Origin of the sequence: Magnetospirillum fulvum, assembly GCF_900108475.1 — a bacterium.
Taxonomy (GTDB): Bacteria; Pseudomonadota; Alphaproteobacteria; order Rhodospirillales; family Magnetospirillaceae; genus Phaeospirillum; species Phaeospirillum fulvum_A.
This window is the reverse complement of sequence record NZ_FNWO01000004.1, coordinates 94,473-117,434: the sequence shown is the minus strand read 5'-3', so window position 1 is coordinate 117,434 and position 22,962 is coordinate 94,473. Positions and strand designations below refer to the sequence as shown.

22 protein-coding genes are annotated in these 22,962 nt (G+C 67.4%); 14 read left to right on the top strand and 8 right to left on the bottom strand.

Features of this window, described 5'->3' with window-relative positions:
- Positions 1-70: 70 nt before the first annotated feature.
- The gene (locus BLW40_RS06150) at positions 71-412 is read left to right on the top strand and encodes a hypothetical protein (protein WP_074766598.1); all 342 of its coding nucleotides are present in this window, start codon (positions 71-73) and stop codon (positions 410-412) included.
- On the opposite strand, the gene BLW40_RS17355 is transcribed toward BLW40_RS06150, so the two are convergent.
- Together BLW40_RS17355 and BLW40_RS06140 are read right to left on the bottom strand one after the other, a co-directional pair.
- Complete coding sequence (locus tag BLW40_RS17355; RefSeq protein WP_074766595.1) at positions 331-771, bottom strand: hypothetical protein; 441 nt, start codon at positions 769-771, stop codon at positions 331-333. The genes BLW40_RS06150 and BLW40_RS17355 overlap by 82 nt on opposite strands.
- The gene (locus BLW40_RS06140; protein ID WP_074766593.1) at positions 768-2,312 is read right to left on the bottom strand and encodes a CYTH and CHAD domain-containing protein; all 1,545 of its coding nucleotides are present in this window, start codon (positions 2,310-2,312) and stop codon (positions 768-770) included. The genes BLW40_RS17355 and BLW40_RS06140 overlap by 4 nt, the downstream gene beginning before the upstream one ends.
- Positions 2,313-2,518: 206 nt before the next feature.
- Here BLW40_RS06140 and BLW40_RS06135 point away from each other — a divergent pair, with 206 nt between their 5' ends.
- Positions 2,519-3,859, top strand: a complete 1,341-nt coding sequence (locus BLW40_RS06135) for an SPOR domain-containing protein (protein WP_074766591.1) — start codon at positions 2,519-2,521, stop codon at positions 3,857-3,859.
- Between the two features lie 153 nt (positions 3,860-4,012).
- Here BLW40_RS06135 and BLW40_RS06130 read toward each other — a convergent pair whose 3' ends face one another.
- Positions 4,013-4,561, bottom strand: coding sequence for a DUF4405 domain-containing protein (locus BLW40_RS06130; RefSeq protein WP_074766588.1), 549 nt, complete (start codon positions 4,559-4,561; stop codon positions 4,013-4,015).
- Positions 4,562-4,795: 234 nt separating this feature from the next.
- Between BLW40_RS06130 and glmM the strand changes: the two genes are divergently transcribed.
- The 3 genes from glmM to metF all read left to right on the top strand — a co-directional run bounded on the left by glmM (position 4,796) and on the right by metF (position 8,145).
- Complete coding sequence (gene glmM, locus BLW40_RS06125; protein WP_074766586.1) at positions 4,796-6,151, top strand: phosphoglucosamine mutase; 1,356 nt, start codon at positions 4,796-4,798, stop codon at positions 6,149-6,151.
- Between the two features lie 156 nt (positions 6,152-6,307).
- Positions 6,308-7,252 (top strand): ArsR/SmtB family transcription factor, encoded by a 945-nt coding sequence (locus BLW40_RS06120; RefSeq protein ID WP_074766584.1) that lies wholly within the window; start codon positions 6,308-6,310, stop codon positions 7,250-7,252.
- A complete protein-coding gene (gene metF / locus BLW40_RS06115) occupies positions 7,249-8,145 on the top strand; it encodes a methylenetetrahydrofolate reductase (RefSeq protein WP_083386653.1) in 897 nt (298 codons plus the stop codon). Before BLW40_RS06120 ends, metF begins: the two co-directional genes overlap by 4 nt.
- Positions 8,146-8,150: 5 nt before the next feature.
- On the opposite strand, the gene murI is transcribed toward metF, so the two are convergent.
- Complete coding sequence (murI, locus tag BLW40_RS06110; RefSeq protein ID WP_074766583.1) at positions 8,151-8,975, bottom strand: glutamate racemase; 825 nt, start codon at positions 8,973-8,975, stop codon at positions 8,151-8,153.
- 162 nt (positions 8,976-9,137) lie between these two features.
- On the opposite strand from murI, the gene BLW40_RS06105 reads away from it, so the two are divergent.
- The 4 genes from BLW40_RS06105 (at position 9,138) to BLW40_RS06090 (ending at position 13,264) form a co-directional block, all read left to right on the top strand.
- Entirely contained in the window at positions 9,138-10,196 is a 1,059-nt protein-coding gene (locus BLW40_RS06105) for a cyclic nucleotide-binding domain-containing protein (protein ID WP_074766581.1), read from the top strand.
- Positions 10,197-10,282: 86 nt separating this feature from the next.
- Positions 10,283-11,167, top strand: a complete 885-nt coding sequence (locus BLW40_RS06100) for a cache domain-containing protein (protein WP_074766579.1) — start codon at positions 10,283-10,285, stop codon at positions 11,165-11,167.
- Positions 11,168-11,303: 136 nt separating this feature from the next.
- Entirely contained in the window at positions 11,304-12,620 is a 1,317-nt protein-coding gene (locus BLW40_RS06095) for a diguanylate cyclase domain-containing protein (protein ID WP_074766577.1), read from the top strand.
- Entirely contained in the window at positions 12,617-13,264 is a 648-nt protein-coding gene (locus BLW40_RS06090) for a DsbA family oxidoreductase (RefSeq protein WP_074766575.1), read from the top strand. The genes BLW40_RS06095 and BLW40_RS06090 overlap by 4 nt, the downstream gene beginning before the upstream one ends.
- 14 nt (positions 13,265-13,278) lie before the next feature.
- Here BLW40_RS06090 and BLW40_RS06085 read toward each other — a convergent pair whose 3' ends face one another.
- Positions 13,279-13,755, bottom strand: coding sequence for a bacteriohemerythrin (locus BLW40_RS06085; RefSeq protein WP_244511077.1), 477 nt, complete (start codon positions 13,753-13,755; stop codon positions 13,279-13,281).
- Between the two features lie 197 nt (positions 13,756-13,952).
- Between BLW40_RS06085 and BLW40_RS06080 the strand changes: the two genes are divergently transcribed.
- Positions 13,953-14,972: a cysteine synthase A gene (locus tag BLW40_RS06080; protein WP_074766573.1), complete on the top strand. Its 1,020-nt coding sequence runs from the start codon at positions 13,953-13,955 to the stop codon at positions 14,970-14,972.
- Between the two features lie 18 nt (positions 14,973-14,990).
- The gene (gene sseA, locus BLW40_RS06075; protein ID WP_074766572.1) at positions 14,991-15,845 is read left to right on the top strand and encodes a 3-mercaptopyruvate sulfurtransferase; all 855 of its coding nucleotides are present in this window, start codon (positions 14,991-14,993) and stop codon (positions 15,843-15,845) included.
- A 10-nt stretch (positions 15,846-15,855) separates the two neighbouring features.
- Here sseA and BLW40_RS06070 read toward each other — a convergent pair whose 3' ends face one another.
- Positions 15,856-17,874 (bottom strand): O-linked N-acetylglucosamine transferase, SPINDLY family protein, encoded by a 2,019-nt coding sequence (locus BLW40_RS06070; RefSeq protein ID WP_083386651.1) that lies wholly within the window; start codon positions 17,872-17,874, stop codon positions 15,856-15,858.
- Between the two features lie 156 nt (positions 17,875-18,030).
- On the opposite strand from BLW40_RS06070, the gene cobA reads away from it, so the two are divergent.
- Both cobA and BLW40_RS06060 read left to right on the top strand, forming a co-directional pair.
- Positions 18,031-18,822, top strand: coding sequence for a uroporphyrinogen-III C-methyltransferase (cobA, locus tag BLW40_RS06065; RefSeq protein ID WP_074766570.1), 792 nt, complete (start codon positions 18,031-18,033; stop codon positions 18,820-18,822).
- Positions 18,819-19,562 (top strand): CbiX/SirB N-terminal domain-containing protein, encoded by a 744-nt coding sequence (locus tag BLW40_RS06060; RefSeq protein WP_074766569.1) that lies wholly within the window; start codon positions 18,819-18,821, stop codon positions 19,560-19,562. The genes cobA and BLW40_RS06060 overlap by 4 nt, the downstream gene beginning before the upstream one ends.
- A 109-nt stretch (positions 19,563-19,671) precedes the next feature.
- On the opposite strand, the gene BLW40_RS06055 is transcribed toward BLW40_RS06060, so the two are convergent.
- Positions 19,672-20,697 (bottom strand): MBL fold metallo-hydrolase, encoded by a 1,026-nt coding sequence (locus tag BLW40_RS06055; RefSeq protein WP_074766568.1) that lies wholly within the window; start codon positions 20,695-20,697, stop codon positions 19,672-19,674.
- 29 nt (positions 20,698-20,726) lie between these two features.
- A complete protein-coding gene (gene menA, locus BLW40_RS06050) occupies positions 20,727-21,668 on the bottom strand; it encodes a 1,4-dihydroxy-2-naphthoate octaprenyltransferase (protein WP_170834535.1) in 942 nt (313 codons plus the stop codon).
- A 231-nt stretch (positions 21,669-21,899) separates the two neighbouring features.
- Between menA and BLW40_RS06045 the strand changes: the two genes are divergently transcribed.
- Positions 21,900-22,934 (top strand): PstS family phosphate ABC transporter substrate-binding protein, encoded by a 1,035-nt coding sequence (locus BLW40_RS06045; RefSeq protein ID WP_074766567.1) that lies wholly within the window; start codon positions 21,900-21,902, stop codon positions 22,932-22,934.
- Positions 22,935-22,962 lie beyond the last annotated feature (28 nt).

Below are 22,962 nucleotides of genomic sequence, written 5' to 3'. Positions count from 1 at the left end.
GACAGTCCTTCTCACCGAACGGCCAACCCGGCCACCGGTTCGAAACACCAAGGACGAAGGACTTTCCGTCATGAATGCCACCCGTTTCGTCGCCGCCGCTTTCATCGCCGCCTCGCTGCTGCCGGTCGCGGCGATGGCCCAGCCCGCCCCGGCCACCGACGTCCCGGCGACGATGCAGCCCGGCAAGGCCGACGCCATGAAGTCCGACCCTGCGACCAAGGAAAAAGGCAAGATCAACGCCGCCAAGGACGAGCACGCCAAGGCCAAGGCCCACAAGACCGACAAGAAGGGTCACGAGGACGGCAAGGCGGGCGAAGCCGCCGCCAAGCCTCAGCCCAAGGTCGAGACCATTGCTCCGACCTCTCCGGCCGCTCCGGCCACGCCGACCGCTCCGGCTCCCGCCGCGAACTGATCGCGCTCCGGCCAGGGGGGCAGCACCTTGCCCCCCAACGCGGCGGCGATGGCGGTTACCGCCGCCAGAGCCGCCGGTCCGGCATCAAGCCGGACAAAACGGCATCCCGCCCGCAAGGCGGCGAGGGCCAGACCGGGGGCACTGCCGCAATCAAGCACCGCCTCGACCGGAACTCCGCCCGCTTCGGCGGCGATATCCTCGGCCAAAGCCTGCCACCAGCCGATCCCGTACCATCCGGCGGCGGCGGCGGGACTTTCCAGACAAAGCGGCCGATCCAGCATCTGCGCCGTCGCCAGTGCGGCATACCCCTCGGCGCGCGACGCGATTTCGACCCGCAGCGGCACCACCGCCCCGCTCACTCCTCGCTCCACGGCAGATCGCGGGCGCGCACCCGCTTCCAGGCGCGTTCGGCCTCGGCCAGCATCCCCGCCTGTCGGGCGGTGTGCCATCCGGAGACCAGCCCGGCGGCGCGGGCATGGCGGCCGCTGCCATTGGAACCGGCGGCCAGCTTGGGGGCGGCAACGGCGATGTCGTTGAGATGGCCCAGCGCGTCCTGCACCTCGGCCAGTTCGCCCAGGAACACCTTCATCTGCTTGCGCGGCACCAGGGCGGCAAAGAATTCGGCGGTATAGCGGGTCTGCTTGCACAGGATCCGGACGGCGTGACGCTCCTCGGGGGTCAGACGGCTGAGGCTGTCGCCGCCCTGGCGCAGCATCCGCCGGGTGGTCTTGCCCAGCCGCCGCAGCGCGAACGGCCCAATCGGCGCCTCCAGCTTGCGCCGCAGCGGCTCGCCCGGCGCGCCCAGCCAGTCGCCCGCCTCGACCCAGGCGGTGAGATCAAGCACCAACGCGGCGAAACGGCGGTCACGCACCGCGCTCACGGCGGCGTCGAGCCGGGCGTCGCGGTCGCTGCGCCAATAATCGCGCAGGGCGGTCAAACCGGGATCGTCCGGATAATCCTGAACGACCGGGTCGATGATGTCGGACAAAAAGACTTCGGCATCGCGGGCCGGTCCCAACCGCTCCAGCAACCAGCGCAGGTCGTTCTTGACCTCGGCCAAGCGGGGCGAAGCGACCAGCGTGCGGAACACCCGCACCGCCGAACGCAGCCGACGGAGCGCCACCCGCATCTGGTGAATCGCCTCGGCATCGCCGGTCGCCAGCAGGCAGCGTTCGTTGACCAGCAGGTGATCGAGGCAGGACCGGGCGATGGTCTGGAACGCCGCCGCCGCCGTCAGGTCCGGTCGGATCAGGGGAACCCGCGCCTTGACGGGGCGGTTGGTATCTCCGGTCGCCAATTTGACCCCCCTTTCCGACTTGCTGATCGACAGCGGCCGGGCCGGAACGGTGTCCAGCACTTGCCGGGCCAGCCGAAACAGCCGGTCGGGCGAGCCCCGGACCAGTTCCAGTTCGACCTCGCAGATCGGCTCGGACAACGACCCGGCAACCACTTCGCCCTGGTCGAGCGCCGCTTCGACCTCCCACCCGTGCTCAATCCCGCCCAGACGAAAGATCGTGCGGTTAACCTGAGTCGAAAAAACCGGCTCCAATTGCCCGATCAGCCTGTCATCGGCGAACACGGCCAAGCCGGTCGCACGCAGATGGCCGGGATCGGGCACCGGGCGTTCGAGTTGCTGTTCCCATTCGGGACGGTCGAACAGACCGGCCCCGCCGTTTCCCGAAACCTTGACGGTCTGGACCAGCCCGTCGCCGGTCCAGCGCACCCGCACCGAAACGCCCGAGGCGGCCAGGGTGAAATCCGGCGTGTCAAAATAGATCGAGGCCAACCGGCGCGGCGGGGGGGGAGCCTCGCCCTCCGACGACCAAGGCGGGCTCAACGACAACAGGGCGATGTCATCGGGAGACATTCCCAGCTTCAATTCGATCTCGCGTCCGTCCATCGGATATCCCGTTGACTGGTCAGGAGCGATGATAACAGCCCCCACCCCCCGCGCCAACGCCCGGTCGCTCCTTCGACGCATGAACTTTCCCTGACACCCGGATTAGCTAAGTCAGCCAGGGACTTGAGTGACCCCGCGATGTATGGGAGGATTGGTCCCGCCATTGATGACGATGGCCGGATGCTTGACTTGCGAGGTCGGGAACAATGAAAACGGGACGCTTCGCCCCCATCGTCCTGGCCGCGCTGGCGACCGGAACGCTGGCGGCCTGTGGCGCTTTCACCCAGCCGCACGAGGTCGCCGACGACATCCGCCTTCTTGTCGATAACGGCAGCCAGACATCGCAGGCGCTGAACGCCCTGACCCGCAGCGAAATGACCGAGGCCGAGCGCCACGCCCTGTTGGCGCTCCGGATCAATCCGCGCGACCCCTACGCCCTGTATGTCGCGGGCATGGTCTATCAATCGACCGGCCGCTTCGACCTCGCCCGCCAATATTACGAGGCGCTGATCGCCAACCGGCCCCAGGCCACCCTGACCACCACCGTCCAGGGGATGCCCCAGATCCGCAGTCTGATCGACATCGCCCAGGCCAATCTGGTCGTCGTCGATCGCCTCAGCGGACGCTATATCCCCCGCTCCGCCGCGCAATCGGGGCGGATGCCCGATCTCGACACCCTGGCCGGAGAACCGCAGTCCCCGGCTGTCGGCAGTCGCGGCCCGGTCCAGGCCCAGCAACTCGACGCCAGCGGGCTTCCCGGCCCCGCCGTCGGCCCGACCGGCGGCGAAGCCAATATCGTCAGCCGCTTCCGCCTGCTGAAGCGGCTGCTCGACGAGGGGCTGATCACTCCCGATGAATATTCCCGCCGCCGTGCCGCCAATCTGGGGGCGTTGCTGCCCTATGGCACCACCACCCCCCCGGCGTTGGGGCTGGACCGTCCCGCCCCCGGCGATTCCCAGGTGCTTGACCGGCTGAAGGCGCTGACCCAATCGCTGGAAACCCGCGCCATCAGTCCGGCCGAACATGCCGCCGAGCGGACGACGATCCTGGACGCCCTGCTGCCCGCGACGCCGCGCCAACTCGATCTGCCGCCGCTGCCGGTCAAGGGCGTGATGGAGGGAGCCGCCGCCGTCGGCCGCGCCGAACGGCTGCGCGCCTCCGGACTGATCTCGGCCGACGAAGCCCGCGGCGAACGGGCCGCGATCGAACGCCAGTTGGACGGACTGGGCGGCTCGGCCCCGGCCTCGGCGCTGCGTCAGACCCAGGGTAGTGGCCGGGCCAAGGCTGCGAGCGCCTCGCCCGCCGGGATCGGGGTGATCCTCGCCACCTTGAAAAGCGAGGACGCCGCCCGCACCGGCTGGGCCAGGATCAAGGCCAAGTTCCCCGAGGAACTGGGCGGGATGGAAGCCAGCATCTTCCAGGTCGAACTGCCAAAGAAGGGCACCCGCTGGCAGGTCGTCGCCGGGCCGATCAAAAGCCGCGACGAAGCCCGCAAGCTGTGCAAGACGTTGCGGCTGTACCGCCAGCCCTGCGACGTCAACGGCTGACCCTCTTGCCGTAGCGTCTGGTCCAATACGTCATGGCCGTGCTTGACACGGCCATCTGCGTCGGTATGGGAATCGTTCTATGGCAACGACTTAAACCGCAATCGGTTGATGCGCGGGTCAGGCCCGCGCATGACGGGAAAGAGGGTGGGGGCCCTATTCCTCGGCGGGAGCGGAGCGCGGCTCGGACGGCTCGCCCAGCACCAGAGCCAGCAATTGCCCCGGATCGACATGGTTGATCGCGGCGATCCCGGCCAGCGACTGGCCGGAATGGGTCACCACGATCCCGGCAGCGACGAGGCGACGCTGCGCCTCTTCAGGGACGATCCCGGCCAGCGGGGCAAGACGGGCCAGCGGGGCCTCCATCGCCAGACCGATCAGGCGGTGGCGCGGGTCGGGTCCGTCCGACGGAGCCAGCAGGAACGCGGCGAAGCCCAGCGCGGCTGCGGCGAACAGAACCTGCTGACGGCGCTCGCGGATCATCGTGACAAAGCCCCGGCGATGGCGGACCACATGCATCAGGGCGATGGCGACGAACAACAGCCCCAGCCATTCATGCGCCGATTCGACCGGACCGCGCGCCAGATGAAAGAACAGGATGATCCCGGAAATACCGACGACCAGACCGATCGCGGCGGTGCTTTGGGTGGCGTACCGGCGCAGCCAGCCATCGAAACCGGTCGGGGGTGGTGGGGACAAGGTCATGAGGACAACTCCAGATGAAATGGTGTGGGGTCGGGGGGGGGACGGGCCGGATCCTGCGCCTGTTCTGTAACAGGGTGATACCGGAGAGGTGACCGAGGGTAACCGGGTGGTCATAGGTTGATAGTTATAGACTTATTTTCTACCCCAGGGAGGAAGTATCACACTCCCCGCTTCCCTTCCGCCGTCCCGCGCGCTAATCAATACGGCTTTATAATTACGAAGGAAGGCAGCCCCATGACGCGCAAGCTGTTCGGCACCGACGGGGTGCGGGGAACCGCCAATACCGAACCGATGACCGCCGAGACCGCGTTGCGGCTGGGCATGGCCGCCGGAAGCCATTTCACCCGCGGCGACCACCGCCATATCGTCGTGATCGGCAAGGATACCCGCCTGTCGGGCTATCTGCTTGAACCGGCGCTGACGGCGGGCTTTGTCTCGGTGGGGATGGACGTCGTCCTGCTCGGGCCGCTGCCGACTCCGGCGGTGGCGATGCTGGCCCGCAGCTTGCGCGCCGATCTGGGCGTGATGATCTCGGCCTCGCACAATCCCTATCAGGATAACGGGATCAAGTTGTTCGGCCCCGATGGCTTCAAGCTGTCCGACGAGGACGAGCGCACCATCGAGGCGCGGATGTCGAACGGGTCCGAGGAATTCCGCGTCGCTCCCGATCTGCTCGGCCGCGCCCGGCGTCTCGACGATGCCGCCGGGCGCTATATCGAATATGCCAAGACCACCTTCCCGCGCGGGCTGCGTCTGGACGGCCTGAAGATCGTCGTCGATTGCGCCAACGGAGCCGCCTACAAGGTCGCCCCCACCGTGCTGTGGGAATTGGGCGCCGAAGTGGTGCCGATGGCGGTGACGCCTGATGGCTTCAACATCAATCGTGAGTGCGGCTCACTCCACACCACCGCGCTCGGCGAACAGGTCGTCACTCACGGGGCCGATCTGGGCATCGCGCTCGACGGCGACGCCGACCGGGTCGTGCTGTGCGACGAGACTGGCCGCGAAGTCGATGGCGACCAGTTGATGGCTCTGATCGGTGATCTTTGGCAGCAATCCGGTCAGTTGCAGGGCGGCGGCGTCGTCGCCACCGTGATGTCGAATCTGGGGCTGGAACGCTTCCTGACCTCGCGCGGGCTGACCCTAGCCCGGACCCAGGTCGGCGACCGCTATGTGCTCGAACAGATGCGCCGCGACGGCTTCAATGTCGGCGGCGAACAATCCGGCCACATCATCTTGTCCGACCATTCCACCACCGGCGACGGGCTGGTCGCGGCGTTGCAGGTGCTGGCGGCGCTGGTCCGCTCGGGTCGTCAGGCCAGCGAGATGCTGCGGCTGTTCGAACCGCTGCCGCAATTGCTCCGCAACGTCCGGGTCGAAGGACGGGTTGCCGCCGACATCCTGGCCGAAACGTCGGTCAAGTCGGCGATCGCGGCGGGCGAGGCGAAGCTGGTCGGCCAGGGCCGCCTGCTGATCCGCAAGTCGGGCACCGAGCCCTTGATCCGGGTGATGGCCGAGGGCGAAGACCCGGCCTTGATCGACACCATCACCGCCGACATCGTCGATACGATCCGCCGCGCCGCCGCGTAAGCGCAACCGATCGCCCCAAGCCGCATCGTTCTCCGCCAACGGAGCGATGCGGCTTTTCTTTTTCCGCTCCCCCACCACCCCTTGCATAAACCTGGACGCCGTCGCTCACATCGTATAAAGATATGTTTATATGTTTCTGAGTGAAAGGGAGGGCGGGTGGACACGTTGCTGACCGGATTACGCGCCGCCGCCGAACCGACCCGGTTGCGGTTGCTGCACGTCCTGGCCGAAGGCGACCTCACCGTCACCGAACTGACCCGCATTCTCGGCCAGAGCCAGCCGCGGGTGTCGCGTCACCTGAAACTGATGTGCGATGCCGGTCTGGTCGACCGTTTCCCCGAAGGTGCCTGGGTGTTCCACCGGCTGGCGGCACGGGGAATCGGCGCGGCGCTGGCCCATCACCTGCTCGACCTGCTCCCCGCCGACGATCCGACCCTGGCGCTCGACCGCCAGCGTCTGGCCGAAACCCGCACCGCGCGGGCGGAAAAGGCACAAAGCTATTTCAGCGCCAACGCCTCGCGCTGGGACCGGATGCGCTCCCTTCACGTCGATGAGGCCGAGGTCGAGGCGGCGCTGCTGGCTGCCTTTGGCGACCGCCGCCGCCATGAACTGGTCGATCTCGGCACAGGAACCGGGCGGGTGCTGGAATTGCTCGCCTCTCGGGTCGATCACGCCGTCGGCATCGACCTGTCGCGCGAGATGCTGGCGGTGGCTCGCGCCAATCTCGACCGCGCCGGTCTCAGCCATTGCATGGTCCGCCAGGGCGACATCACCCAGCTTCCCCTGCCCGATCTGTCCGCCGACGCCGTCACCATCCATCAGGTGCTGCATTACGCCGCCGAACCGGCCCGTGTCGTGGCCGAGGCGGCCCGCATCCTTGCCCCCGGCGGATTGATGGCAATCGTCGATTTCGCCCCGCATGAACTGGAAGTTCTGCGCGACCGCCATGCTCACCGTCGGCTTGGCTTTTCCGACGCCGAAGTCGCGGGGTGGTTCGCCGCCGCCGGACTGGAACCCGGCCCGATCACCCGCCTGCCCGGCCAGTCGCTGACGGTCATGGTCTGGACCGCCGGCAAACAACAGCGAGGAGTCTCCGCGTGAATCCCGTATCCTCTGTCGAACTGCCGATCGCCGCCGCCGCGCACCGCCCGGTCAGCGTTTCGTTCGAGTTCTTTCCGCCCAAGACCGACAAGATGCTGGACTCGCTGTGGGAAGCGGTGCAGCGGCTCGTACCGCTGTCGCCCGACTTCGTCTCGGTGACCTATGGCGCCGGCGGCGGCACCCGCGACCGGACTCACGAGATCGTCTCGCGCATTGCCCACGAGACCAGCCTGAAGCCCGCCGCGCACCTGACCTGCGTCGGCCATTCGCGGGGCGAGGTCGATGATATCGCCCGGCGCTATTGGGACGAGGGGATTCGCCACATCGTCGCCCTGCGCGGCGACATGCCCGACGGCCAGCCCTACCAGCCGCATCCCCAGGGCTATGCCTATGCCGTCGATATGGTCGCCGGACTGAAGCGGATCGCCGATTTCGAGATTTCGGTCGCGGCCTATCCCGAGACCCACCCCGACGCGCCTTCGGCCGATTTCGACCTCGACAATCTGAAGCGCAAGGTTGATGCCGGGGCGACCCGCGCCATCAGCCAGTATTTCTTCGATCCCGCCGTGTTCCTGCGCTTCCGCGACCGTTGCGCCGCCGCCGGGATCACGGTTCCGGTCGCCCCCGGCATCCTGCCGGTGACCAATTTCGCCCAGGTGCAGCGCTTCTCCGCCGCCTGCGGGGCCGGGGTGCCGGATTGGCTGGCCGACCTGTTCGCCGGTCTCGACGACGATCCCGAAACCCGCCGTCTCGTCGCCGCCACCGTCGCCGCCCAGCAATGCCGCATCCTGTCGGCGGCAGGCGTCGATCTGTTCCACTTCTACACCCTGAACCGCGCCGATCTGGTCTATGCGATCTGCCACATTCTGGGGGTGCGGCCGAAGACGGCCTGAAGACCCTAAACGAGGTCGATCGTCTCGACCTCGGCAGCGTCGATCTCCCACGGCACGAACACCCGCGCCACCCGGGCAAAGCGCTCGGGTGCGTCGGTCACCAGGGTACGGATCGTGCCGGGACGGCCGGAATGATTGGCCAGCCGCCTGAGTGCCAGCAAATCCTCGACCACCATCGCGGTGGTCGAGGCGGAATCGACCACCGCGACCTCGGGTCCGAGCAGACGGCTGAACAGCCCGGCCAGCGCCGGGAAATGGGTGCAGCCCGACAGCAGGCAATCGGCGGCATCGGGACCGGAAAACAGCGGGTCGAGATAATGGCGGGCGATCTGCTCGGCAATCGGCCCGTCGGTCAGCCCTTCTTCGACCATCGGGACGAACAGCGGACAGGGCAGCGCCGTCACCAGCGCGTTGGGGCGGGAATGGAGAATGGCGCGGGGATAGATTCCGGCCTGGATGGTACTTTCGGTCGCGGCAACGACGATCCGTCCCCGCGCCGAGGCGGCGGCGGCAGCGGCGGCTCCCGGCTCGACCACCCCGATCACCGGCAGACCGGGGAATTCGGCCCGCAACGCATCAAGCGCGTGGGCCGACGAGGTGTTATCGGCCACCAGCAACAGTTTGATCCCAAACGAAACCAGCCGCCGCGACGCCTCCAGTGCATAGGCGGCGACGGTCTGGGCGCTTTTGGTGCCATAGGGCAGCCGGGCGGTGTCGCCCAGATAGATCAAGGATTCGTCGGGCAGGCGCTCGCGCACCGCCTTGAGCACGGTCAGACCGCCGACGCCGGAATCGAAAATACCGATCGGCAAGCGGGAAACGTCGTCCATCACCGGGCTCCTGTCTTTTCTGTGGGGGCATTCATATCCGCCCCGGTACCGCTCGGGCAACCTTGCCGCCCCGATAGCCCCACGACTTTTTCGGGCCTTGGCACGGAACGGTAGCGGAGGTACGCTGAAAACCCGCCCGCCCACGGCCGGAGGACCCGCTCCTTGGACATTGATATCGACGTCGACCTTGGTCCGATCGTCGCGCTGGTGATTGATGACAACCGCTATGCCCGGTCCTTCATCAAGACGGCGTTGCATTCCTTTGGCGTCCGCACGATCCACGAAGCCAACGACGGCCCGGCCGCCCTCGACCTGCTCGGACGCGAAACGGTTCATCTGGTGATCGTCGCCCACAATCTCAGCCCGATGAACGGAATCGACTTTACCCGCGCGGTGCGGGGCGGCGAATCCGTCGGTTGCATCGACGTCGCGATCATCATGGTCTCGGCCGAATCCTCGCGCGAGACGGTGGTTCTGTCCCGCAATGCCGGGGTCACCGAATTCCTGGTCAAGCCGCTTTCGACCGAATCGCTGTTCCGCCGGGTCCGCAACGTGCTGGTCAATCCCCGCGCCTTCGTCCAGACCCCCGATTACACCGGACCCGACCGCCGCTCGCTGGCTCTGCCGCCGCCCGGCCAGACCGACCGCCGGGTTGCGCCGCCCCTGCCCCGCCCGGCTCCGCTGGTTCAACCCGCTGGTGGGCCGATCCGGATGCTCACCACCCCTTCGGCGGCCCCACGCCGCGCCGCCGCGCCGCCGCCCGACCGGAACGGCCGCCGCCGCTTTGTCCCGGGCGACCTGATCTTCGCCGAGGGCGATCCGGGCGACGTCGCCTATGTCGTCGAATCCGGCGCGGTATCAATCTTCAAGCAGGTGGGCGAGCACGAGGTCGAACTGGGCCGGATCGGCGCGAGCGGGGTGTTCGGCGAGATGGCCCTGATCGACGGCGAGCCGCGGATGGCCGCCGCCCGCGCGATCGAAGACACCGTCTGTCTGGTGATCCCGATGGCGGCGCTGCAAGCCCAGTTGGGCAAGACGCCCGAACTGGTGATCCTGGTGATGGAGACCCTGTTGCACGACATCCGCCGGATGGGGCGCGAACTGGGCCATATCCGCGCCATTCTGGATAAGAAACGCGCCGCCGAGAAGGCCCTCCCCGCCGCCTCGATGCCGCCAGACTCCGCCCCCTCTCGCGGCGAACGCGCGCAACCATTGACCTAATGAGCCTCTTGCGGGAACAGCCCTTCTGCCCATACATTGATCTTTATATAAATACGGCTAAAAAAATAAGCAGGGGGCGCGACGCCATGGCGAACCAGGACCACTCGACCGATCCACCCGCGATCGGCCCGACCGATACTCCCGCTTCGCTGCCGAACCGCCCCGCCCCGTCCGGCACGTCCGACATCGCCCTGCGGCTGGGTCAGTCGATCGAGCGGCAGATGCTCGGCACCCGGCTGTCGGGGCTGGCTCAGGGCATGGTCGATCTGCTCGACCGCGCGGTGGCCGACCGGATCGACGATGCCCGCCGCTGGGCAGCCGAACCGGTGGTCGCCGCATGTCTGACCGGTCCGGCGACGGTCGCCGCCGCTGCGACGACACGGCTGACGCGGTTGATCGCCGACCGCCCCCTCTATCTCGATTTGTGGATCGCCAATGCCGACGGCATCGTCGTCGCCACCGGCCGCCCCGACCGCCATCCCGGACTGACCGGGATCGACGTCGCGACCCAACCCTGGTTCCGCGCCGCGCTGGCGAGTGGCCCCGGCGTCGTTGCCACCGCCGAGATCGCCGCCGAGCCACGGTTGGGCGGAGCGACGGCGCTGCCGTTCGCCGCCGCGATCCCGTCGGCCGACCCGACCGCTCCCCCACTCGGGCTCCTCGTCCTGTTCTTCGATTGGGACGGACAATCCGCCCAGCTCCTGCGCCGGGCCCGCCAGCGCGGCGGCGAAATCGGCGTGCGATGTCTGCTGCTCGACCGGGCCGACCGGGTGATCGCCGCCTCGGGGCCGTCCGAAGACGCGGGCGAGACCTTTGCGCTACCCACCCCGCTTGCACCCGCCGGATGGTTCGCCGACCGGCATGGCATTTTGTTCGGCTATGCCCGCTCGACCGACCGCCCGGACTGTCCCGGCTTGGGCTGGTCGGGCGTGGTGGCCCGCCGACCCGACGGCGACGACCCGATCCACTGACGCTCCGTCTCCACCGTTCTTCCGGGTCCAGGGACTGCACCGGGCCAAGCGAGAGGACGCCTGCGGACTTATCCTTTGGGTTGGACCCAAAGCATATTATGCTGTGCCTTCAGTCAACTTGCGGGGGCCGCGACCAATGAACCGCCTAGCCACCCTTCTTGTCGCGAATGCCGACCGGACTGTCCTGGCCCCCGTCCTGTCCAGACTGGAAGCGGCGGGATATTTCCTTGCCGACGGCGGCGACCGGCCGGTCGATCTGGCCCGCCATCTCCGCCCCGACCTGATCCTGGTCGGCGAAGCCGATGGCGATCCGGTGACGGTGGGGGCCGATTTCCGCGCCGATCCCGGCTGCGCCGACATTCCGGTGGTGGTGCTGTCCTCCGCCAACGATCCCGGACTGGCGCTCCGGGCGCTGGCGGCAGGGCTGGACGAAGTCCTGTCGCCCGATGCCGACGACCCCGAATTGTTCGCCCGCCTGAAACCGCTGATCCGGCTGGCGACGATGCATGCCGAATTGCGGCTGCGCGCCGCCGCCGCCGCCACGCGGGGACGAACCGCCGTAGATCGCTTCATCCCGCCGATCGACCCGATCCGCCCCACCGTGCTGGCAATCGGGGCCGATCCCGCCAACGCCGTCGCCCTGTTGTCCGCCGACGCCGACATCACCGCGATCCCCGACCTGTACGAAGCGGAACGCCTGCTGGAACAGCGTCCGTTCGACGCAGCAATCCTGACCGCGTCGGGCGAAGCCGAACTGGCCTTCGCCTCGCAGGTCCGCCACAATCCGCGTCTGTTCAATCTGCCGATCGTGATGATCGCGGGGGATGCCTCGGTTGCGGCGCGGGCCTATCGCCGCGGTGCCAGCCGGGTGCTGGAGCGGCCGCTCGATTCCGATCATCTGCGCGCGGCGGTGCTGACCCTGGTCCGCCGCCAGAAAGTACGCTGGGGTATTCGCGGCATCCTGGGCCAAAGCCTGGGCGAACGCACCGCCGACCCGCTGACCGGAACCTATGACCGGGCGTTCCTCGAATCCTATCTGGGGACACGGCTGGAGATCGCGCGGTCGCAGAGCCGCCCGTTGGCGGTGGTGTTCTTCTCCATCCCCAACATCGAGGGTGTCCGCCACCATTTCGGCGACGAGGCCGCCGCCCACCTGATCCGTCAGCTTGGTCAGTGGATCACCGGGCTGGTGCGGGCCGAAGACCCCACCGCTTTGTTCGCCACCAACCGCTTTTGCGTGGTGCTGCCCGACACCCCGCTGGCCGAGGCCGAAGTGGTGATGCACCGCATCGCCGGGGTATTGTCGAATACCGACTTCGCCGTTCCCGACGTCTATCAGCCGGTGCGGATCTGGGTTCAGGTCGGCTGTACCAACGCCCGTTCCGACGACGATTGCGCCAGCCTGTTCGCCCGCGCCGGGGCCGCGCTGGACGAGGAACTCCAGGTGCCATGAGACTCGAATACGTCTTCGACACCGTCTGTCCCTGGTGCTATGTCGGCAAACGCCGACTGGAACGCGCCTTGGCGGAACGGGCCGACAGCCGGGTGACGATTCTGTGGCGACCGTTTCTGCTCAATCCCGACCTGCCGCCCGAAGGCGTCGATCGCCGCTCCTATCTCGACCGCAAGTTCGGCGGCCCGGCCCGGGCGCAGCGGGTGCACGCCGCCGTCGCCACCGCCGGAGAGGTCGAAGGGATCGCCTTTGCCTTTGACCGGATCGGGCGCACTCCCAACGCCCTCGATTCGCACCGGCTGATCCGCTATGCCGGGTCGATCGGGCGTGAGGCCGAGGCGGTCGAGACAATCTATGCCGCCTATTTCTGCGAGGGACAGGATATCGGCGACATCCGCCTGCTGGCCGAGATCGGGGCCAGGATCGGGCTGAACCGCAAGGCGACGTTCGAGTACCTCGCCTCGGAGGCCGACTGCGCGGCGGTGCTGGCCGACAATGCCCGCGCCCACCGTCTGGGCGTGAATGGGGTGCCCTGCCTGATCCTCGACGGCCAATACGCCCTGGCCGGAGCCCAGGAACCCGACATCCTGCTCCGCTTGATCGACATCGTCCGCGAAGCCGAGGCCGAAGCCGCCTTCAGCTAGAGCGCGTTGATCTCTTACTCCGCTTCGTGGAGATAGGGGCGGTAGCCAAGGTCGATCTCGATGATGTGCTCGACCATCGCCTGAACGAAATGACGCAAGGACAGGCCGACGAACGACCCGTCGCGCGACAGTTCGACCGCGCCACGAATATGGCGGGCCATGTGGCGCAGGACACGGTGTTCGATCTTGTGCGCGGGAGCGTGGGGATAGCTGGTGACGGCGAAAAAGCGTTCTTCGTCCTGGAAATGCCGTTCCAGCAGCAGCAGCAATCGGTCGATCGCGCTCAGCACGGACGCATTGTCGTGGCTATCGACAAAACCGGCCACCGTGACGATCTGGTCAAAAATTTCTTCATGTTCACGGTCGATCTTGGCGTCACCTACTGAAATTGATCTATTCCATTTTGGATAAAGATGCGCCGTGACAGATGAATCCGCCAAACCTTGACCCTCTCCTGCTCGACTGGCTCTTCTTAAATACAATATAAACATTTCCAGCACTATCGGACTAGCCGCTTTATCCTTTCCAAAAGGATATGTCCATGCTTATACCGCACCGCATCCATTTTTCACGTACCAGGCGAATCCGGTGCGGACCGAGACAATTTCTCCACCCTCTCTCGCGCTTGAACCGCGCCGCCGCGAAAGCTACACTGGCTCGTGCGTAAAATTCAGGAAACAACACAATCATGACGGAAATTCGTGACGGGCTGGCCGGGGCCATCGGCGAGACTCCGCTGATCCGGCTGCGGCGGGCCTCCGCAGCGACCGGCTGCGACATCCTGGCCAAGGCCGAATTCCTCAATCCCGGCGGTTCGATCAAGGACCGCGCCGCGCTCGGCATTATCCGCGACGCCGAAAAGCGCGGCTGGCTGAAGCCGGGTGGCACCATCGTCGAAGGCACCGCCGGCAATACCGGGATCGGGCTGGCCCTGATCGGGCGGGCCTTGGGCTATCGCACCCTGATCGTGATGCCCGAGACCCAAAGCCAGGAAAAGCGCGACATGCTGCGGCTGGCCGGGGCCGAACTGAAGCTGGTTCCGGCCCGGCCCTTCCTCAATCCGGGCAATTACGTCCGGGTGTCGGAGCGATTGGCGGGGGAACTGGCCGCGACCGAGCCGAACGGCGCGGTGTGGGCCAACCAGTTCGACAACACCGCCAACCGCGAGGCCCACCGCACCACCACCGGGCAGGAAATCTGGCGCCAGACCGGCGGCCGGGTCGATGCCTTTACCTGCGCGGTCGGCACCGGCGGCACCCTGGCCGGGGTCGGGCTGGCGCTGAAGGCACACCGGCCCGAGGTGCAGATCGTGCTGGCCGACCCGATGGGCTCGGCGCTGTACGAATATTACGCCCACGGCCATCTTCGTGCCGAGGGCAGCTCGATCACCGAAGGAATCGGCCAGGGCCGCATCACCCGCAATCTCGACAACGCCCCGATCGACGATCAGTTTCAGATCGGCGATGCCGAGGCGCTCGACGCTGTGTTCGATCTGGCTGAACACGAAGGATTGCTGGTCGGCGGCTCGTCCGGAATCAACGTCGCGGCGGCGATCCGGGTTGCCCGCAAGCTGGGGCCGGGCCACACGATAGTGACAGTGCTGTGCGATCATGGTACCCGTTACCAGAGCAAGTTGTTCAACCCGGCCTTCTTGCGCGAACGCGGCCTGCGCGTCCCCGACTGGCTGGAACGAACTCCGATCGAGTGACATGGGGAGACCGTGACGATGAGCATCGCCAACCCGGACGCCCTGGTCAGCACCGACTGGCTGGCCGACCACCTTGCCGCTCCCGATGTTCGGGTTGTCGATGCCAGTTGGTTCCTCCCCAAGCAGAACCGCAACGCCCGCGAGGAATACGACGCCGAGCACATTCCCGGCGCGGTGTTCTTCGATATCGACGACATCGCCGACACCGAGTCGGGCCTGCCCCACATGCTGCCCGCGCCCGAGAAATTCTCCAGCAAGGTGCGCAAGCTGGGCCTGGGCAACGGCAACCGGGTCGTCGTCTACGATTCCAACAATTTCGCCGCCTCGGCGCGGGTGTGGTGGATGTTCCGCACCTTCGGCCACACCGACATTTCGGTGCTGGACGGTGGCCTGCCGAAATGGCGGCGCGAGGGGCGGCCGGTCGAGGATCTGCCGCCGGTGCCGCGCACCCGCCACTTCGTCGCCCGCTTCAACCGGCTGCTGCTGCGCGATTACGACCATGTCCTGGCCAATGTCGAGAGCCAGCACGAGCAAGTGATCGACGCCCGCCCCGCTCCCCGCTTTCGGGGCGAAGTGCCCGAGCCGCGCCCCTGTCCGCTTCAGGGCCATATCCCCGGCGCGGTCAATATCCCGTCATCCGACCTGATCGACGAGGTCAACCACACCCTGTTGCCGCTCGACCCCCTGCGCGCCCGTTTCGCCGCCGCCGGGATCGACCCCAAGCGGCCGATCGTGGTCGGCTGCGGATCGGGCGTCACCGCCTGTATCGTCGCCCTCGGCCTGCACCTGATCGGAGCCAACGAAGTCGCCGTCTATGACGGCTCGTGGGCGGAATGGGGCAGCCGCGAGGGCTCGCCGGTCGCGCGGGGATAGCGTCAGGCTCTCACCCGGCCGGAACCTCCAGCCGGCGCGGACGGTGTCCAGTGCGCGCCGCCTCCCAGATCAGGGCGAAGCCGCGCTCGAGATCGCGGGCAAAGCGGTCGGTGTCGAACAGCGGCTGGGTCAGACGCGCCGCCGCCAGCCGCTCCCGCACAGCGGCCAGCGCCGCCGGATCGCTTGCCAGCGCCACCGCTTTTTCCTCATAGGCATCGAGGTCGGGGCAAATCAGATCGGTAAGGCCCAGCGCGGTCAACACGCTGGCCCCGACCCGAGCGGCAAAGGTCGCTCCCGGCGCGGTCACCAGCGGCAGCCCGGCCCACAGCGCGTCGCTGGCGGTGGTGTGGGCGTTATAGAACAAAGTATCGAGCCCCAGATCGGCGTGACAATGCCGGGCCAGATGGCGGGGCTTGGGCTGGCGAGTGGCAAACACCAGCCGGGCGGGGTCGATCCCGCGAGCCTGCGCCTCGCGCCGCAGATTGTCTTCGACCGCGCCCGATTCGCCCAGCAGCCACAGCACCGATCCCGGCACCCGGTCGAGAATCCGCATCCAGCGGCTAAACATCACCGGCTCGATCTTGTAAGCCTGATTGAAGCAGCAGAACACGAAGGCGCCTTCGGGCAGACCGCATTCGGCGCGGTCGGGCGCGTCGGGGGCAATCGGCTGGAGGCGGTCGTTGGGCTGATAGCACTGGGGCAACACCAGCAGGCTTTCCGAGAACCCGGCCTCGGCTCCGGGCGGGGCGACGATTCGATCGACGATGGCCCAATCAATGAAGGACGCGCCGCTGGTCCCCGGCAGACCCAGCCAATTGACCGCCAGCGGCGCGGGGCGCAGGGCGGTGAGCGCCAACCGGTTGCCCCGGGTGTGGACGTTGATATCGACCAGGATGTCGATTCCCGCCTCGGCAATCGCGGCGGCGGCGGCCCCATTGTCCAGGGCGGCGAGATCGAGGAACAGGTCCGAGCCCTCGCGCACGGCGCGGCGATAGGCGCTGTTATCGTCGGGACCGAGCGACAGCGCCGCCACCCGCACCGCCGCCCGGTCATGGGCGGCAAACAGGCCGCGCATCAGATGGCTGGTCGGGTGGTCGTGGAAGTCGGCCGACAGATAGCCGATGGTGAGGCGGTCGCGCGGCCCTGGCCGATTGATCCGGGGCGACGCTCCCTGCGCCTTGGCCTCGGCAGCGACCTGTTCGGCACGGCGGCGAGCGATCGTCAGCCCCTCCGCCGGACTGAGGCTCAGCGGCAAGGCCAGGGCCTGCATCGGCCCGATCACCGATCCGGGTTGAGCCAGCGCCGGGGCGACCAGATCGGGGCGCAGACGCTCGACTCCCTCCCACTCGCACAGACTGAGCCGCGCCTCGGCCAGCCGTCCGGCCAGGGCAAGATCGCCGGGACGGGCGGCGACGGCGCGGCGGTAATAGTCCAGCGCGACCAGCGGATCACCCGTGCGGCGCACCGCGTTGGCGGCTCCCAACAGCGCTTCGGGCATCAACGGGGCCAGCGCCACCGCCTGTTCGAACAGCGCCGCCGCTTCGCCGACCTGACCCTCTTCCAGCCGCAGATTGCCGAGATTGACCAGCAGCGCCGGAGTATTGGGGGCGATCTCGAGGGCGCGGAGCAATGTCAGTGCGGCGGCGGCGCGCTGTCCCCGGGCAAGCTGGATCCGGGCCAGCCCCGACCACAAGGTCCACATCTCGAGCCGGACAGCCAGACCAGAGGTGAACGCCGCCTCGGCCTCGTCGAGACGACCGCTTTCGGTCAGCAGCATCCCCAGATTGAGCCAGGCCTCGGCCATCTCGGGAGCCAGGGCGACGGCGCGGCGCAACGAGGCGGCGGCGGGCGCCAGTTTGCCGCGATCCTTTTGCACGCGGGCGAGATTGTAATGGATCATCGGATGGTCGGGCAGCCAACCGGCCAGACGGCGGCAGGCCGCCTCGGCCTCGTTTAAGCGTCCGGCGCGGTAGAGCGCCTCGGACTGAGCGGCCAGCCGCTCGATTTCCGCCATCTTCGCCGCATCCATCGTCGCGTCAATCCCCCCGGTTGCTCCAAGCCGGGCATCCTCACTCGAACCCAGGCCCCGCCGCAATCCCTTCCGTGGCGATTCGGTGGCTCTTGCGCCCCGGCCTGTGCTAGGAGTGCCGCTCGCGCCCCGTCCGGGGCCAAAGCGTGAGGTTTCATGACAACGGCGAACGATCCGGTCACACAGCCCGGCAAGGTTACCCTGGTGGGAGCCGGTCCCGGCGATCCCGATCTCCTGACCGTCAAGGCGGCGCGGCTGATCGGGTCGGCCCGGCTGGTGGTCTATGACCGGCTGGTTAGCGCCGAGATTCTGGCCCTGATCCCGCCCGAGGCCGAGCAGGTCTTCGCGGGCAAGGAATGCGGCCGCCATTACCTGACCCAGAGCGAGACCAACGATTTGCTGCTGCGGCTGGCCCGCTCCGGCCGCGACGTGGTGCGGTTGAAGGGCGGCGATCCGTTCGTGTTCGGACGCGGCAGCGAAGAGGCCCTGTTCCTCGCCCGCAACGGCATCACTTTCGAAGTGGTACCGGGGATCAGCGCCGCCGCCGGGGTCTCGACCTATGCCGGGATTCCGCTGACCCATCGTGGACTCGCCACCGGAACCCGCTTCGTCACCGGCCATCTGCGGGACGGCAAGCCGCTCGACCTGCATTGGGACAAACTGGGCGATCCCGACACCACGTTGGTGATCTATATGGGGCTGCAATCGCTGAAAGAGACCTCGGCCGAGTTGATCGCCGCTGGCCTTTCGCCCGACACCCCCGCCGCCGCGATCGAGAACGGCACCACGCCGCGTCAGCGCCGGGTGATCGCGACGCTGGAGACGCTGTACGACCGCGCCCACGCCGCCGAACTGCATCCGCCGACGCTGATCGTGATCGGCAAGGTGGTGTCGCTGTCTGACGAACTGGACTGGTTCGACGCCAAGATCGGCCCCGCCGCGTCATGAGTCCCGACCGGCCCGCTCTGGTGCTGGTCGGTCACGGCTCGGCCCGCCATCCCGAGGCCGGAGCCCCCCTGCTGGCGTTGGCCGAGACGGTCCGTCTCAGCGCAGCCTTCGCCTCGGTCGAAGCCCGATTCCTCAAACAAGAGCCGCGCCTGGGGCCACCCGCCCCCGCGCCTCTGACGGTGATCGTGCCGGTGCTGACCGGCGGCGGAGCCTTCGCCGAAACCCGGCTGGCCGAGCAGGCTGGATTGGATGGGCCGCAGACCCTGGGTCCGAGCGGCCGCATCCTGCTGACGCCCCCGGTCGGAGCCCATCCCGGCTTTGCCGCTTTGGTGGAACGGCTGGCGGAGCAAACCGCCAGTGCCGCCGGGCTCGACCCCGCCGCCTCGGTTCTGCTGCTGATCGGCCACGGCGCGACGCGGCCCGAAGGTGCTGCGGGCACCGCCCAGGCGATCGCGGCGCACCTCAAGGCGCACGGCCGCTTTGCCGACGTCGCCGCGTTGTTTCTCGAACAGGAACCGTTCGCCGCCGACTGGCCAGAGCGGGTGGGCAACCGCTCCGCCGTCGCGGTGCCGCTGCTGCTGTCGCAAGGCGGCCACGTCCGCACCGACCTGCCCGCTTTGTTCAAGGCCCGGCCGGATGGCGAGAACCGGGTGGTCCTGGCCGCGCCGCCGACCGACCCGGTCCAATTGGCCGAAATCGTCCTGGCCCTGGTCGCCGAGGCGATCGCTCAGGCGCGGTAATACCGGCCAACCCCCGCCTTACCCCGTTGGCCGGTATCTTGCCGCCATTGCGGCGGCGGCCAAGGGCGCGGATGCGCCCGCCCGGCGAGGGACAATACAACCGGCCAAGTCATTGGCCGGTTGGTAACTGGTAAGCCCACACCCCGTCAGCGCCGGTCTCGCGGACGATCTCGCCCTGGTAGGCCAGATGGGCCAGATGAGCCATCGTCTCGCCTGCGGCGAACACCACCTGATTGGAATCCATCGGACGAGTGAACAGCACCCGCATCACCTCGGCCACCGTCGCCGGGGCCACGACGCTGTCGCGGGTGCGGTCCAGCCGTTCGGCATGGTGCGCCGCCAGATCGTCGATGCGGGCGTGCAGCCCCCGGAACGGCAGCCCATGCGACGGCAGCACCAGAGTATCCTCGGGCAAGGCACGCAGCCGCCCCAGCGAGTCGAGAAAAGCGGCCAGCGGATCTTCGTCGGGCTGTTGCGGCCAGATTCCGACGATCGGACTGATCCGGGGCAGCACCTGATCGCCCGAGATCAGCACCCCCGCCTTGGCGCAATACAGGCACAGATGCTCGGGCGAATGGCCGCCGCCGATGATCGCGTGCCAATCCTGCCCGCCGATGGTGAGGACATCGCCTTCGCCGATCGCCTCGAACCGGGGCGGAATCGCGTCAATGCGGGTGCGATAGGTATTGCCGCGCTGCTCGATCTCGTCGCACAAGGCGGCGTCGAGACCGAGGCGGCGATAAAAATCGCCCTGGTTGACGGCGTAATCCGGGCCGGTTTCCAACCACAACATCCGCCCGAACAGCCATTCGCTGGGGGTCGCGGTCAACTCGACCTTAAGCCGCTCGGCCAGCCAGCCCGCCAGCCCGATATGATCGGGGTGGAAATGGGTCGCAATCAGCCGGGTCGCCCGCCGCCCGGCCAGCGGCCCGTCGAGCACATCGCACCACAGCGCGCGGGTGATGTCGTCGGACACTCCGCAATCGACCAGGACCATCCCGTCGGTCCCGTCGTCCAACACCCACAAATTGATGTGGTCGAGCGCGAAGGGCAGCGGCATCCGCAACCAGGAAATGCCGGGAGCGACTTGGGCCAACCGCCCCGACTCGGGCGGATGGCTAAACGGATAGTCCAAGGACGGAGATTTCAACGGGCGTGCCTTTTCTAGAAAATCAGCCCGAGCGCCAGCAATCCGGCAATCAGAAGTTGTAGCCGGGCGGTGGTGCCGAGAATGATATTAAAGGCCGGTCCCCGCGCCTCGGTGGCGAAGCGGCGGATCAGCCCGACCGCCATCGGCACCGCGCCCAACACCAGCCAGCCGCCCGCGGGGCCGGATGGGCCGACCAGCAGGACGAACGGCGCCAGCACCATCACGGCATACAGCGCCTGACTGGTCCGCACTCCGGCGCGAATGGCCAGGGTGCGCCGCCCGATCAGCCGGTCGGCCTCCATGTCGCGGTAATTGTTGGCCATCAGCACCGCCGCCGCCACCGAACCGACCGCCAGACCGGCGACCAGGGCGGACAGGCTTAGAGCGTGGGTCTGGAGATAATAACTGCCGCCCACCGCGCCCAGGCCGAAGAAGGCGATCACAAACAATTCGCCATAGGGACCATAGGCGATCGGACGCGGCCCGCCGGAATAGCACCAGCCGCCCGCCAGCGAGGCCAGACCCAGCGCCAGAATCGGCAGCCCGCCCAGGCTGATCAGATAAAGGCCGAACAGACAGGCCAGACCGAAACAGACCAGGGCTCCGGCCCGAACCCGCTCGGGCGTAGCCCAGCCCAGCGCGGTGACGCGGGGCGGACCCTGGCGCATCGGCTGGTCACCGCCCTTCAACGCGTCGGCAACATCGTTATGCAGGTTGGTCCCGGCCTGGATCAGCAAGGCCCCACCCAACGCGGCCAGGAACGGGCGCGGATCGAAATGACCGGCTTCGGCCCAGCCCAGCGCGGTTCCGGCCAAAACCGGGGCAACCGCCATCGTCAGGGTGCGGGGACGGATCGCCAGCCACCACAGCCGCCAACCGGCCGGGGGACGGTCGGCGCGGCTGGCCTCGTCTTCGGCGAGGGGAGAGGCCATCTGCTGACCGGGCTCGATATTCATGACAACGCCTTCTGTTCCCACCATCCGACGGCGACCGATTCGCCCGGACCAGGGCACAGGTACCATACCCCAGCCGATCCGGTTCGAGAAGCTTTGGCGGAACCCCGCGCTTTGGGGCCAGCGTCATGGAACCTTCACATTTCTGTCAAAGAGACGTAACTCCCCGTCGATATGGTGGCGACGCCGGGGAAATCCCCCCGGCACCGTTCTTTTCGCTCCATCGGAGGTCTCATGTTGAGGAAGACCATGGCCGTGGCCGCCCTTGCGGTTGCGTCGATCGCCATCGTCGGCACCGCCCACGCCCGCGATCAGATTCGCGTCGTCGGCTCGTCGACCGTGTATCCCTTCACCACCGCGGTAGCCGAACAGTTCGGCAAGACCGGCAAGTTCAAGACCCCGGTGGTCGAGAGCACCGGGACCGGCGGCGGGTTCAAACTGTTCTGCGCCGGTGTCGGCCCCGACCATCCCGATGTCAGCGACGCCTCCCGCGCGATCAAGGCCTCGGAAATCGAGACCTGCGCCAAGAACGGCGTGTCCGACATCGTCGAAGTCAAGATCGGCTATGACGGCATCGTTCTCGCCGCCGCCAAGCGCGCCTCCCATATCGACGTCACCCGCAAGCAATTGTTCCTGGCCCTGGCCAAGGAAGTGCCGGTCGATGGCAAGCTGGTCGAGAATCCCTATGTGACCTGGAACCAGATCGATCCCAAGCTGCCCGCGAACAAGATCGAAGTGCTCGGCCCGCCGCCGACCTCGGGAACCCGCGACGCCTTCATCGAACTGGTGCTCGAACACGCCGCCGAATCCTTCCCCGAGTTGAAGGAACTGAAGAAGACCGACGAAAAGGCGTTCAAGAAGGCCTATTCCTCGATCCGCGAAGACGGCGCCTATATCGAAGCGGGCGAAAACGACAATTTGATCGTCCAGAAGCTCGACGCCAACCCGAACGCCTTCGGCATCTTCGGCTACAGCTTCCTCGAGCAGAACGAAGACAAGTTGCAGGGCTCGAAGGTTGACGGCGTCGCCCCCACCTTCGACGACATCGCCGGTGGCAAGTATCCGGTGTCGCGTCCGCTCTACATCTACGTCAAGAAGGCGCATGTCGGCCAGATCCCCGGTATCAAGGAATTCCTGGTCGAATACAGCTCGGAAAAGTCCTGGGGCAAGACCGGCTATCTCGCCGACAAGGGCCTGATCCCGCTTGCCGATGGCGAGCGCAAGGAATGGGCCACCAAGGCCACCTCGCTTGAAACCCTGAAGAAGTAAGATCGTCCGGCAGCCGCCCCAGTCCCCC

Bases quoted from the DNA above. Each gene is read 5' to 3' on its own strand.
- BLW40_RS06150 (WP_074766598.1), top strand. From the start codon at position 71: ATGAATGCCACCCGTTTCGTCGCCGCCGCTTTCATCGCCGCCTCGCTG.
- BLW40_RS06140 (WP_074766593.1), bottom strand. From the start codon at position 2,312: ATGGACGGACGCGAGATCGAATTGAAGCTGGGAATGTCTCCCGATGAC.
- BLW40_RS06135 (WP_074766591.1), top strand. From the start codon at position 2,519: ATGAAAACGGGACGCTTCGCCCCCATCGTCCTGGCCGCGCTGGCGACC.
- BLW40_RS06130 (WP_074766588.1), bottom strand. From the start codon at position 4,561: ATGACCTTGTCCCCACCACCCCCGACCGGTTTCGATGGCTGGCTGCGC.
- glmM (WP_074766586.1), top strand. From the start codon at position 4,796: ATGACGCGCAAGCTGTTCGGCACCGACGGGGTGCGGGGAACCGCCAAT.
- murI (WP_074766583.1), bottom strand. From the start codon at position 8,975: ATGGACGACGTTTCCCGCTTGCCGATCGGTATTTTCGATTCCGGCGTC.
- BLW40_RS06100 (WP_074766579.1), top strand. From the start codon at position 10,283: ATGGCGAACCAGGACCACTCGACCGATCCACCCGCGATCGGCCCGACC.
- BLW40_RS06095 (WP_074766577.1), top strand. From the start codon at position 11,304: ATGAACCGCCTAGCCACCCTTCTTGTCGCGAATGCCGACCGGACTGTC.
- BLW40_RS06090 (WP_074766575.1), top strand. From the start codon at position 12,617: ATGAGACTCGAATACGTCTTCGACACCGTCTGTCCCTGGTGCTATGTC.
- BLW40_RS06085 (WP_244511077.1), bottom strand. From the start codon at position 13,755: ATGTTTATATTGTATTTAAGAAGAGCCAGTCGAGCAGGAGAGGGTCAA.
- BLW40_RS06080 (WP_074766573.1), top strand. From the start codon at position 13,953: ATGACGGAAATTCGTGACGGGCTGGCCGGGGCCATCGGCGAGACTCCG.
- sseA (WP_074766572.1), top strand. From the start codon at position 14,991: ATGAGCATCGCCAACCCGGACGCCCTGGTCAGCACCGACTGGCTGGCC.
- BLW40_RS06070 (WP_083386651.1), bottom strand. From the start codon at position 17,874: ATGGATGCGGCGAAGATGGCGGAAATCGAGCGGCTGGCCGCTCAGTCC.
- cobA (WP_074766570.1), top strand. From the start codon at position 18,031: ATGACAACGGCGAACGATCCGGTCACACAGCCCGGCAAGGTTACCCTG.
- BLW40_RS06060 (WP_074766569.1), top strand. From the start codon at position 18,819: ATGAGTCCCGACCGGCCCGCTCTGGTGCTGGTCGGTCACGGCTCGGCC.
- menA (WP_170834535.1), bottom strand. From the start codon at position 21,668: ATGAATATCGAGCCCGGTCAGCAGATGGCCTCTCCCCTCGCCGAAGAC.
- BLW40_RS06045 (WP_074766567.1), top strand. From the start codon at position 21,900: ATGTTGAGGAAGACCATGGCCGTGGCCGCCCTTGCGGTTGCGTCGATC.